We start from the raw sequence: 12646 nt of genomic DNA on the forward strand, positions 1-12646 counted from the left end.
CTCGCGAGGCGGCCCGGGGCGAAACCGTCGTGCGACCTCAGGACGGGTCCCGTCGGTCGGCGTGGTGTCCTGCCGCGGTGCCGGTGCCGGAGCGGCGGCTCGGATCCCAGCACCACGGCATCACCATGGGGCGGGGCAGGTGTCGGAAGGCCCAACCGGCCAACCGGTAGCGGACGCCGGGGATGCTGACCGCCCGCCCCCGGTCGAGGTCCCGCAGCGCCGTGGCCGCGACCCTGGTGGCGGAGAGCCACATCCAGGCGGGGAACTCCGAGGCGTCGATGCCGGCCCGCCGGTGGAACTCCGTCCTGGTGTAGCCGGGCAGTACCGCGGTCATCCGGACACCGGCCCGCCGGACCGGGGCGGAACGGCCGACGGACTCGGTGAAGGCGAGGACCCAGGACTTGCTCGGCGGGTAGGTGCTGGCGAGCCAGCCGGGCCCGAGGGCCGCCACCGAGGCCACGTTGAGCACGCCGCCCGAGCGCCGCGCCATCATGCCGGGCAACGCGGCGTGGGTGAGGCGGAGCACCGCCCGGACGTTGAGGTCCAAGACGGCCTCCTCCGCCTCGACGGGGTTCTCCGGGAACGGGCGCGATGGTGCGGCACCGGCGTTGTTGACCAGCAGGTCGACCGGGTCCGTGGCATCCGCCAGCCGCTGTTCGACCGCACGACAACCGGCGGTGGTGGCGAGATCGGCGGGGATCACCTGGTGCGGTCGTCCCGGTGCCGGCAGGGCGGCCGCCGGCGCGCCGAGCCGGGCACCGTCCCTGGCGACCAGGACCAGGTGGTAGCCGCGGCTCGCGAGGGCCTCGGCGAAGGCCAGGCCGATTCCGGTACCGGCACCCGTGACGACGGCGGTTGGCATGGTGACACGTCCTCGGTCGACGGAGACGATGGGGAAGGCGTTCCCGTCCACGTGTGGCCGCACCGTCGGACGCTCCACCGCCCGACCGGACGACGGCGGAGCGCGGGACGGGGCGAACGCCGCACCGGTGGTGCCGGTGCCGGTGCCGGTGCGGGGAGCGGGACGGACCGGCGGGGGGCCTTCGTCACGTGGGTGTTCCGGTCGGGGGGTCGCCCGCCGGCGGGCGACGGTACCTGCTCGGTCGTGCGGCGAAGACGTGCCGGCCGGCCGGTCGGGGCCGGGTGAAGAGCAGGTGCTGGACGCCGGCCAGACCCGCTTCGAAGGACAGCAGGCCGACGGCGAAGAAGAGCCGCCAGACGGCCACCGTCTGGTACCCGACCAGCGCGGTGGCGCGTTCGCGGTTCCGCTCCAGGTTGGTCAGCCAGCTCCGGATCGTGGGCACGAAATGCTCCCGGAGGTTCTCCACGTCGAGCAGTTCCAGACCGTGGCGTTCGGCGAGCATCGCGCTGCGGCCGACCGTCCCGAGGTCGAGGTCCGGGTGCGGGTAGCGAAGCAGGAACGGGCTGCGCATCAGTTTCCGCCCGCCCGGCAGCACGCACAGTTCGTGACTGAGGACGCGGCCGCCCGGCGCCACCAGCCGGGCCAGGGCGGCCGCGTGCTCGCGCCGGCCGGACCGGGACAGGTGGTGGGTCATCTCGATGCTGGCCACCGCGTCGAAGGGACCGTCCCGGACCGCCCGGTAGTCCTGCAGCCGCACCCGGACCCGGTCCGCCAGACCCGCCTCCTCGATCCGCCGCGCGGCCAGTCGTGCCTGGTTCCGGGCGAGGGTGACGCCCACCCCTTCCACACCGTAGTGCCGCGCCGCGTGCAGGAGCAGGCTGCCCCAGCCGCAGCCGAGGTCCAGGAGTCGCATGCCCGGCCGCAGGTCGAGCTTGCGGCAGACCATGTCGAGCTTGGCCCGTTGCGCCTCGGTCGGCCCGTAACCGGACCGCTCGCCGTCGGGCCAGTACGCGCAGGAGTAGACCATGGACGGCCCCAGCACCAGCCGGTAGAACTCGTCGCCCACGTCGTAGTGGTGCCGAACGGCGCGGGCACCGCGGTACCGGCGGACCTCGGCCGAGGGCCTGGCGACGGGAGGCCCCAGGATCTCGCGGCCCGGCCCGTTCCGGAGCCCCTGCAGCGCGGCACCCGCCAGGTCCGGCCAGGGGGTTCCCAGCACGGAACCCAACTGTCGTACGACCGCGACGAGATCCCCCTCGATGTCGCAGTCGCCGGCCACGAACGCGCGGGCGGCACCGAGTTGACCGGGCCGCCAGAGCATCCGACGCACCGCTCGGGGAGTGCGCAGCACCAAGGTCGCCCCGGATCCGTTCCCGGCGGTGCTGCCGTCCCAGGCGCGGATGTCGAACTCGAGCGGGGCGGCCACCGCGCGTTCCACGAAAGCGGCGATCCGATGGGCGGCGCCTGGGGTCTCCGTTCCCGTCACGGTTCCTCCGGAATGCGTCATCGAGGGGCGGCCGATGGGCGGGCGGCCGGCGAGCGCCCCGCGAGCGACCCGCGGGCGGCCGGCGGAGACAGGGAAGAGCCACCGCGGTCGGTGGCGGATCGGGTTCACGGCGGAACGAATCATCGCCGGAAAGCAACCATATGCGATGAGCTTGAAAGCCGAATTCACACGAACGGGTTGTCGTCCCAGTCCATGGGAGTGAAGGCCGTTCGGGGTGCCGAAGGATGGTGGGAGACCGCCGCGGCTCTGTGCCGCCGAACCACCGTGGAGGCCTTCTATGACCGGAACGGCTCAAGCCGTCGCCGTTGTCGGTATCGCGTGCCGCCTTCCGGGTGGGATCAGCGATCTCGACGGGCTGTGGACGGTACTGTCCAAGGGCGAGGACCTGATCCGCGAGGTACCGCCGGACCGGTTCGAGGCGGCGGCCTTCCTGGACGGCGGACGACGTCGCCCCGGTCGGACCTACACCGTCGAGGGCGGGTTCCTCCCGGACGTCCAGGGCTTCGACGGCGAGTTCTTCCAGGGCATCTCGCCCCGCGAGGCCCTGCACATGGACCCCCAACAGCGCCTGCTGCTGGAGCTGGCGGTCGAGGCGCTGGACGACGCGGGGATCGACCCGATGACCTGTGCCGGGTCGGACGGTGCGGTCTTCGTCGGCTGCTCCAGCCACGACTTCGGTCAGCTTCGCCAGGCCCGGCCCTCGATCGGCGACGTCTACTCGATGTCCGGGATCGCGGTCGCCAACACCGCGAACCGGATCTCCCACCTGCTGGACTGGCACGGCGAGAGCTTCGCCCTCGACACGGCCTGCTCCTCCGCGCTGACCGCGGTGCACCGGGCCTGCGAACACCTGAGCACCGGTCGGGCGGCACTGGCCCTCGCCGGGGGTGTCAACATCCTGCTCGACCCGCGCGTCTTCGCCGGGTTCTCCGCCGCCTCGATGCTGTCGCCGACCGGCCGTTGCCGGGCCTTCTCGGCCGACGCCGACGGTTACGTCCGATCGGAAGGGGGCGGTCTGCTGCTGCTCAAGCGGCTGACGGACGCGGTGGCGGACGGCGACCGGGTGCACGCGGTGATCCTCGGCAGCGGGGCCAACAACGACGGCCGTACCTCGGGCATCGCCCTGCCGAACACACGGGCCCAGGAAGACCTCCTCCGCCAGGCCTACGACAGCGCGTCGGTCCATCCGGACCGCCTGGTCTACCTGGAGGCGCACGGAACGGGAACCCCGGTCGGCGACCCGGTCGAGTGCGAGGCCATCGGCCGGGCGCTGGGCACCCGACGCACCGTCGGTCCGCTGCCGGTCGGTTCGGTGAAGACCAACCTCGGACACCTGGAGCCGGCCTCCGGCGTGCCGGGCCTGCTGAAGGCCATCCTGGTGCTGCGGCACGGCGTGGTGCCGCCCACCCTGCACGCCGAGCCCCTCAACCCGCGCATCGACTTCCGGGAGCTGAACATCGTCCCGACCACCCGGCCGCGGCAGGTCGAGGTGGCCGCCGGAGCGGTGGTCGGAGTGAACTCGTTCGGCTTCGGCGGAGCCAACGCACACATCCTGCTCGGGCCCGCTCCGACCGGCCAGGCACCGCCGCCGCCCGCGGGCCCGGTGCCCGTCACGGCCACCGCCCGCGGCCCGGCCGCCCTCGCCGAAGCGTGCGAGCGGCTGGCCGAGCGGTTGGAGAACGCCGACGCGAGCGCCTTCCACGGAATCGCGTACACCAGTTCGTACCGCCGCGCCCGCCACGACCACCGCACGGTGGTGCTGGCCGAGACCGCGCGGGAGGCGGCGGACGCCCTGCAGGGAGCGGCCCGCGGCGAGCGTCCGGCACCGGGCTCGGCCACCTCCCGGGCCGCGACACACGGTCGGGTGGCGTTCGCCTTCTGCGGCAACGGATCGCAGTGGCCCGGCATGGGAGCGGAGCTGCTGCGCACCGAGCCGGTCTTCCGGCGGACGGTCGAGGCCGTCGGCCGGGAACTCGACCCGTTGCTCGGCTGGTCGATCACGGAGGCGATGGCCACCGGGGATCCGGAGCGGCTGCGCTCGACGGAAGTGGCGCAGCCCCTGTTGTTCGCCCACCAACTCGGCGTGGTCGAGCTGCTCCGCTCACACGGCGTACGGCCGGAGGCGGTGGTCGGGCACAGTGTGGGCGAGATCGCGGCCGCCCACACCGCCGGGGTGCTCGACCTGGCGGCCGCCGCTCGGGTGGTGGCCGCCAGGAGCCGAGCCCAGGAGGCCACGGCGGGCAGCGGACGGATGGCGGCCGTCGGCCTCTCCGAGGAGCAACTGGCCGAGGAAATCTCCGGCTACGGGGGCCGGCTGGAGCTGGCCGGGGTGAACAGCCGAACCGACACCACGGTCGCCGGACAGGCCGGGGACGTGACCGCTCTCAAGGAGCGACTGCAGGACCGGGGGGTGTTCGCGCGCGAGCTGGATCTCGACTACGCCTTCCACAGCGTCGCCATGGAGCGGATCAGGGGTCCGCTGCTGGCCGAGCTGAGGGGCCTTCGGTCCACCGGGCCGAAACTGACGTTCGCCTCCACGGTGACGGGCGAGGTGCTGCGCGATGAGCGGCTGGGCGCCGAGTACTGGTGGCGGAACGTGCGGCAGCCGGTACGGTTCGCCCCGGCCGTCGAGGCGCTGATGGCCGAGGACTTCGACGTGTTCGTGGAGATCGGCCCGCACGCCGTTCTGGGGCCGTACCTGCGTCGTCTGGCCCAGAGCGGCGGATCGCCGGCGGAAGTGGTGCGGACCGGCTCCCGGCGGGCCGACGGACCGGCCGCGATCAGGGGCGCGGTCGCCCACCTGCTGGCAGCCGGAGTCGACGTCGACCCCCGGGCGCACTTCCCCCGCCCCATGCCGCCGGTGGACCTGCCCACCTACCCCTGGCAGCGGGAGCGGCACTGGGTGGGGCAGCCCAGTTGGTGGACCGGGATCAGCAGCGACGGCGTGACGCTCCACCCGCTGCTCGGCCAGCGGGCCGTCACCGCCGAACCCGCCTGGCACGGCGTGTTGAACACCGTGCGTGCCCCGTGGCTGTCGGACCACCGGATCGGTCGGACCACCGTGCTGCCCGCGACCGGCTTCCTGGAGACCGCGTTCGCGGCCGGTCACCGGCTCCTGGACACCACCGTGCTGGAGGTGACCGAGCTGTCCATCACCAGCGCCTGCGTACTGCCCGGTGAGGACAGCACGGACGACCTGCTCCTGCAGACCGGTGTCGAGCCACAGACCGGCACGGTGACCATCGCCGGCCGCTCGGCGGCGGACGCCCCCTGGCAGCCCCACGTCCGGGGCCGGGTACGCCGACTGCTCCGCACGGCACCGACCGATGTGGACCTCACCGCCGTGCGGGCCCGACTCCGACCGGCCGTGCTGCCCGCCGCCGAGCACTACCGGGGCCTGGTCGACAGCGGCATCGTCCACGGCCCGGCCTTCCGGGTACTCACCGAGTTCCGGTTGGGCGACGGCGAACTGCTGGCCTCCTACCGCACCGACCAGGACATGGACGACTACCTCGCCCATCCCGTGGTCACCGACGGTGCGATGCAGGCGGGAGCCCCGCTGCTGGCCGAATCGGCCGGTGGCGCGCTCTTCCTGCCCGCCCACATCGCGGCGGCGCGGCTCTGGCACCCCCCGGCGCCCGAAGGCCACCTGCACGTGCGGTTGGTCCGGGCGAGCGCCCGGGAGGCGATCTGGGACGTGCTGGTGACGGACCCGGACGGCCGGGTCAGCATGGAGTTGGAGGGGTGCCGACTGCGGCGGTTCGACCAGCGGACGGCCGACCCCGCGGTGCTCCAGGAGCTGGTGCTGCGGGCCGCGCCGCAGCGTGTCACCGCACCGGTCCGGCTGCCCGCTCCCGCCGATCTGATGGCGGAGACGGCCCCCGCCCGGGCTCGGCTCCGTGACCGGATCGACGACCACTACGGCGAAGTGACCGCACGGACCCTGACGATCAGCGCGATGTTCGCCCGGCGGGCGATCGGCACGCTCCTCCCCGACCGGGCCGAGTTCGGGGTCGAGGAACTGTGCGCGGCGGGTATGTCGCCCGGGTCCGTGCCCTACCTTCGGCATCTGGCCGCCCTCATGTGCGCTTCGGGGCTGGCGGAGCCCGCCCCCGGTTCCGACCGGTGGCGACTCACCGGTCCGACCACCGTGCCCGATCCCCTGGAGCAGGTCCGCGCTCTGCTCACCGATCTGCCCGACGCGCTGACGCTGGTCCTCCCGGGGCTGCGCTGCGGACTCCGGATGTCCGAGTTGCTCCGGGGCGAGGCCGACCCCCGCGAGATCATCTTCGGCGAGGCCGACCGCCACCTGATCTCACGGCTCTACAGCGACGCCCCCCACCTGCGACTGCACAACGCCTTCGCCGCGGAGCTGCTGGGTGCGGTGGTGCGACGCTGGGCCCCCGACCGGCCGCTGAACATCCTGGAGGTGGGAGCCGGGACCGGTGGCATGACCGGCGCACTGCTGCCCGTGCTGCCGCCCGAACGCACCCGCTACCTGTTCACCGACCGCTCGGCCGCCTTCCTGGCCGGAGCGAAGGCCCGTTTCTCCGAGTACGACTTCGTCGAGTACGGCACGCTGGACCTGGACCGGGATCCGACGGAGCAGGGTTTCGAACCCCACCGGTACGACCTGGTGATCGCCGCCAACGCGCTGCACACCGCCAAGGATCTGGCCGCCTCGGTCGACCGGCTCGCCGGGCTGCTGACCGACGGGGGCATGATGCTCGCGCTGGAGAGTCACGATTCGCCGTGGGTCTCGAGCTTCTTCGGCGTGTTGGACGACTACTGGGACTACACCGACACCGAGCTGCGGCGGGGATCGCCGCTGCTGACGCGGGAGCGCTGGAAGGAACTGCTCACGGCGCACGGATTCGACGCGGTGGCCTGTACGGGCGAGGCGCCGGATCCGGAGCGTGCGAGCGACTCGGTGATCCTGGCCCGGCGTGCTCCGGCCCCCGCGCGGGACCTGCCCGCCCACCGGCCCACCGTGGCCGGCCGGTGGGTGGTGGCGGCCTCCGTGGAGGACGAGCCGGTGAACGGGCTCGCCGGCGAGCTCGCCGAGGGGCTCGGTGCCCGGCTGGTCCCGCTCGCCGGCCAGGACTGGGCCGAGGCGCTGCCGACCGACCCGGGCTCCCCGACACGGGCGGTCGTCCTGCTCGAACCGTCCCGCCCGGGGGCGGACCCGGCCACCGTCATCGCCCGGGGCGCCGAGAGTCTGCGTGACCTGGTCGCCGAACTGAACGGCCGCGAGGACGCCGCGCTGTGGCTGGTCACGCCTCCGACCGGGCTCTTCCCGGCTCCCGAGCGGCCGCGGTCGCCCGAGGCGGCGGCGCTCTGGGCGCTCGGTCGGACCATCGCCAGTGAGCATCCCCGGATCGAGGTCCGGATGGTCTCCCTGGAACGGACCGGGGACGCCGGTCGGGACGTCGGGCGCCTGATCGACGAACTCCTGGAGCCGGGTGCCGAACGCGAGATCGTCCTGACCGGTTCCGGCCGGTTCGTACCCAGGTTCACCACCGTCGAGCCGCCGCCCCGGAGGCAGACCGACGGCTATCGGCTCGGTCTCCGCGACCCGGGCATGGCACACCGGTTGGTCTGGGAACCACAGGAGATCACCGATCCCGCAGCGGGTGAGGTGCTGGTCGCGGTCCGAGCCGCCGCGCTCAACTACCGCGACGTCATGATGGCCACCGGCCTGATCCCGGACGACCGGCCGGTGCCGGGTGCGGAAGGCCCGGCACTGGGCCTGGAAGGGGCCGGTGAGGTGCTCGCGGTCGGGCCGGACGTGACCGACCTCGCCCCGGGGGACCGGGTCTTCGGCTCGGGCGTCGGCTGGCTGTCCTCGCACGTCCTGGTCGGGGCCGAGCAACTGGGCCGGATCCCGGACGGCATGACGTTCGTCCAGGCGGCCACCCTGCCCGCGGTCTTCCTCACGGTCCAGTACGGCCTCGGGCGCCAGGCTCGGCTCGGCACGGGGGACCGGGTGCTGGTCCACGGGGCGGCCGGTGGGGTCGGCCTGGCGGCCCTGCAGTACGCGCGGTCGGTGGGGGCCGAGGTGGTCGCCACCGCGGGCACTCCGGCCAAGCGCGACCTGCTACGGCTGCTCGGGGTGGAGCACGTCCTGAACTCGCGGGACCTCCGGTTCGCGGAGGAGGTCCACACGTTGACGAACGGCCAGGGCGTCGACGTGGTGCTGAACTCGCTCAGCGGCGAGGCCATCGCCCGGGGACTGGAGTGTCTGCGCCCGGGAGGCCGGTTCGTCGAGTTGGGCAAGCGGGACCTCTACGCCAACACCCCGGTGTCACTCGGCCCCTTCCGGCGGAACATCGCCTACTTCGGTGTCGACGTGGCGACCCTGCCCGAGCAGATGCCCGAGGTCGCCACCGAGGAGTTCGCCGAGATGTGCCGCCGGGTCGCCGACGGCCGCTACCGGCCGCTCCCGTACCAGCTCTACCCGGCCGACCGGATCGCCGAGGCGTTCCGCTCGCTGCGCCACTCCAAGCACCTGGGGAAGATCGTCATCGATTTCGGCGAGCCGGTACCGGTGGAACGGCCCGTACCGCAGGCCGTCCTCGACGACACCGCCGGTTACCTGGTCACCGGGGGTCTGGGCGGGCTGGGGGCGGCTCTGGCGGAGTTGTTGGCCCAGCGCGGCGCGCGGCACCTGCTACTGGTCGGCCGCCGGGGAGCGGAGTCGCCCGAGGCGCCCGCACTGCTGGCACGCCTGGCGGAGGCGGGAGTACGGGCGACCGCGATCGCCGCCGACGTCGGCGACCGGGAGGCGATGCGTCGGGTCTTCGACGCGGCGGACGCGGCCGGGCACCCGGTGCGCGGCGTACTGCACGCCGCGATGGTGCTGGACGACGCGCCGTTGACGGAGTTGACCGCCGAGCGGATCGACGCCGTCCTGCATCCGAAGGTGCGGGGCGCCGCCGTGTTGTCCGAACTCCTCCGGGATCGGGAACCGGACTTCTTCCTGGTCTGCTCCTCGGCGGCGACTCTGGTGGGCAATCGGCTGCAGAGCGGGTACGTCGCCGCCAACGCCTACCTGGAGGGGTTGGTCCGTCGGCGCCGGGCCGACGGTCGGCCGGGCACCGCGTTGGCGCTGGGCGGCGTCGGCGAGACGGGCTTCGTGGCGCGTACCGGTCTGGTGGAGGCCATGCAGCGGATGGGCCTCGGCATGGTCGGTCCGGCCGAGGTGTGGCGAGCGTTCGAGGTCGCGCCGGCCACCGGGGCGGAGGTCGGTGTCTTCGGCCGGTTGGACTGGGAGCGATTGGGGCAGCTGCTCGCCGGACTGAACCGACCCGCCTTCGCGGCCTGCCGGCGACCGGCCGGGCAGGGAGGCGCCGGCCGCGCCGAGGAACTGCGCTCCCGGCTCTCCGCGCTGTCGGACGACGAAGCGGTGGCGGTGCTCTCGGACGAGTTGGCGAACCTGGTGGCGGGAGTGCTGCAGGCGGACCCCGAACGGATCGACCGCACGTGCAAGCTGGATCGGCTGGGTCTGGACTCGCTGATGGTGGTCGAACTCTCGGTAGGGGTCAACCGACTGTTGGGGTGCGACGTCCCGGCGCTGGAACTCATCGCGGCGAGCAACCTCGACGACCTGGCCCGCCGGATCCGCCCGCTGGTCGCCGGAGGCGTCCGATGACCGCCGTCCCCGACCGCCCGACGGTGGAGTTGGACCGACTGCCGTGGTGGCGGCCCCTGGTGGTGCAGTTCGCCGGGCGGGTGCACCCGGAGGACACCGTGCTGGCCGCCTTCGTCCGGCAGCTGACCGCGGCCTTCGAGGAGCAGGGACACACCGTCGTCGAGTCGTCCAAGGGCGACGTCGACCTGCTGTTGATCACCACGCACATCCCGACCGGCCCGCAGCCGCTGCCCGACCGGGTGCCCGAGCAGAGCCCGCCGTTGAGCGCCCGGATCTGCGGTGAGCTCGGGCTGCGGGTCGGGACACGCCGGACGGTGGTGCTCGCCGAGGTGCCGGAGCGGCTGGGCGGCCTCTCGCACACCGCGGTGGTCGAGATCGGACGGGCCGTCATGGGGCGGACGGCGGCCCCCCGGGTGGTCCTGGTCAGCCGGGACGCGCGGGAGGCCACCCTGCTCACCTTGGAGGGCGGCCACCCGACCGAGACCTCCGAACTGGCCGACCGGATCCGCGACCGGCTGGTGACCGCCGCCTGTGCCCGTGAGGTGGGCGACCGCTACGACGTGGTCTCCGACGCGCTGTCCGCCACCGCCTGGGCTGCCACTCCGGCCCCGGACCACCTGGCGGCGGCCGGTCGTCGGATGGGCCGGCTGGGTCTGCTTCCGGAACCGGTCCGGGTGGACCGCTACGTCTCCGGTGAACTCGCCTCTCTCTACCGGGAGTTCCTCGGCTGGAAGAGGCTGAGCGAGGGCATGCTCTTCCTCTACGACCCGGATCTGGAGGCTGTGGTGGTCACCGCCTCCGGCAGTTGGGACGTCGACAAGCGGACCCTTCGTCGGGACGAGGCCACCGTGCTCGGGCGCGAGACGGTGGACGGCCGCCTCCGGGTGCTCGCTCCGGAGGGGCTCGACCCCAAGGGGCCGTCGGTGGAGGCCTGGGAGGTCTGCGCGCTCCTGGCCGCCGTGCCCAAGGTCCGGTTGGGGCGCGGTGCCTCCGGAGGCTGGGTGCTCGACCCGGACGGCGAACGCGAGGCCCCCGTCGTCCGCGGCGGCGTGCACGCCCATGTCGGGGTCGACCGGGCCGACTCCGACGTGATCGAGTCCGTTCCGCCCAATCGGGAGCTGTACCCGTACGGCTTCGGCTGCGGCACCGACCTGATGGCCGAGGTCGCCGCCGACACCGTCGCCAGGTCGCGCGCCGTCAACGATCCGCGGGACCCGCGCCGTTACGTCCGCTGGCCGATGCTCTACCACGGTGAGATGGCGGTCGAGCTGTGGAAGCCCGGCCTGCCGGAGCAGCCGCTCCAGGGGCTGCTGGACACCTACGCACGGTCCGTCCACTACACCCCCGACCACATCGACCAGCCGCTCTGATCCGACGCCAGGAGAGCAACGATGGAGACGCACCCGCCCCGGCCCGTGCCCGAGCCCGAGCCGAACCGGTGGGCGGTGCCCACCGGGGGGACCACCGACTTCACCTGGGAGTACGACGGCGGGCGTGAGCGTCTGCTCGCGCTGTACCAGCGCGGCAAGGACCGGCAGTGGGACGCCGTACGCCGCATCGACTGGAGCCTGGAGGTGGACCCGGCCGATCCGCTCGGCACCCCGGACGAGGCACTGCCGCTGCACGGCACCCCGTACTGGGACCGACTCGGGCCGGCCGACCGGCGGGAGCTTCGAGCGCACCACGCCGCCTGGCAGTTCAGCCAGTTCCTGCACGGGGAGCAGGGCGCGATGATCTGTTCGGCCCGGATCGTGCAGAGCGCACCCGATCTGGACGCCAAGTTCTACGCCGCGACCCAGACCATGGACGAGGCTCGACACGTCGAGATTTTCTCCCGTTTCCTGTCCGAGAAGCTCTCCATGAGTTACCCGATCAACGACAGTCTGCGTTCGCTGCTGGACGACACCCTGCGTGACTCCCGCTGGGACATGCCGTACCTGGGCATGCAGGTGCTGATCGAGGGGTTGGCGCTGGCCGCCTTCGGGGCGTTGCGGGACACCACCACCAAGCCTCTGCCACGCCGACTGCTCGCGTACGTGATGCAGGACGAGGCCCGGCACGTGGCCTTCGGCCGGATGGCGCTGCGGGATCACTACCGACAGCTGGGCTCGGCCGAGTTGGCCGAGCGGGAGGAGTTCGTGATCGAGGGGTGCCATCTGATGCGCGACCGGCTGCGCGGCACGGAGGTGTTGGAGAACTTCGGGGTGCCTCGCACGGCGGCGGCCAGGATCGTCGAGGCAAGCGGCCATCTGAGGCTCTTCCGCCGCGTGCTGTTCTCCCGGATCGCCCCGTGCCTCAAGGACATCGGGCTGTGGAGTCCCGAGGTGCAGGAGGCGTTCGCCGACCTGTGCGACCAGGGCGCCGGTGAGACCGACCTGGACCGGCTGATGCGTCAGGACGAGGAAGTCGCCGAACGACTGGACGCCGAGCGATTCGCCATCGAGGAACGGGAACGGGCCGGGGAGGTCGCCGAGATGATCACCCTCGGCGCTGAGGACCGCATCCCGGATCGGTCCGTGGACGGCGACGACGCCTCCCTCCCGCCGGCCGGATGACGTGTGCGTTCCTCCGCGGTGTCCTCCTCACGAGCGCGCCGGCTCCCGTGACGCCCGTGCCGGACCGCCCC

At 73.1% G+C, this 12646-nt stretch carries 5 protein-coding genes; 3 read left to right on the forward strand and 2 right to left on the reverse strand.

Annotation, left to right across the window (positions count from 1 at the left end; genetic code table 11):
- Window positions 1-37 precede the first annotated feature (37 nt).
- Both F0L17_RS25270 and F0L17_RS25275 read right to left on the reverse strand, forming a co-directional pair.
- Complete coding sequence (locus F0L17_RS25270) at window positions 38-862, reverse strand: SDR family NAD(P)-dependent oxidoreductase (RefSeq protein WP_155072840.1); 825 nt, start codon at window positions 860-862, stop codon at window positions 38-40.
- A 184-nt stretch (window positions 863-1046) separates the two neighbouring features.
- A complete protein-coding gene (locus F0L17_RS25275; RefSeq protein WP_338018216.1) occupies window positions 1047-2288 on the reverse strand; it encodes a class I SAM-dependent methyltransferase in 1242 nt (413 codons plus the stop codon).
- 358 nt (window positions 2289-2646) lie between these two features.
- Between F0L17_RS25275 and F0L17_RS25280 the strand changes: the two genes are divergently transcribed.
- From F0L17_RS25280 to F0L17_RS25290, 3 genes are read left to right on the forward strand one after another with little or no spacing between them, the layout of a single operon-like run.
- Window positions 2647-10020 (forward strand): type I polyketide synthase, encoded by a 7374-nt coding sequence (locus F0L17_RS25280; RefSeq protein WP_155072842.1) that lies wholly within the window; start codon window positions 2647-2649, stop codon window positions 10018-10020.
- On the forward strand, window positions 10017-11390 hold the full coding sequence (locus tag F0L17_RS25285; protein ID WP_155072843.1) for a hypothetical protein: 1374 nt from the start codon (window positions 10017-10019) through the stop codon (window positions 11388-11390). The genes F0L17_RS25280 and F0L17_RS25285 overlap by 4 nt, the downstream gene beginning before the upstream one ends.
- A 21-nt stretch (window positions 11391-11411) precedes the next feature.
- On the forward strand, window positions 11412-12575 hold the full coding sequence (locus F0L17_RS25290) for a ferritin-like domain-containing protein (protein ID WP_155072844.1): 1164 nt from the start codon (window positions 11412-11414) through the stop codon (window positions 12573-12575).
- Window positions 12576-12646 lie beyond the last annotated feature (71 nt).

Origin of the sequence: Streptomyces taklimakanensis (genome assembly GCF_009709575.1) — a bacterium.
GTDB lineage: Bacteria > Actinomycetota > Actinomycetes > Streptomycetales > Streptomycetaceae > Streptomyces > Streptomyces taklimakanensis.

What these genes read in the sequence shown, in the direction of transcription:
- F0L17_RS25270 (WP_155072840.1), bottom strand. Translation starts at nt 862, where the DNA reads ATGCCAACCGCCGTCGTCACGGGTGCCGGTACCGGAATCGGCCTGGCC.
- F0L17_RS25280 (WP_155072842.1), top strand. Translation starts at nt 2,647, where the DNA reads ATGACCGGAACGGCTCAAGCCGTCGCCGTTGTCGGTATCGCGTGCCGC.
- F0L17_RS25285 (WP_155072843.1), top strand. Translation starts at nt 10,017, where the DNA reads ATGACCGCCGTCCCCGACCGCCCGACGGTGGAGTTGGACCGACTGCCG.
- F0L17_RS25290 (WP_155072844.1), top strand. Translation starts at nt 11,412, where the DNA reads ATGGAGACGCACCCGCCCCGGCCCGTGCCCGAGCCCGAGCCGAACCGG.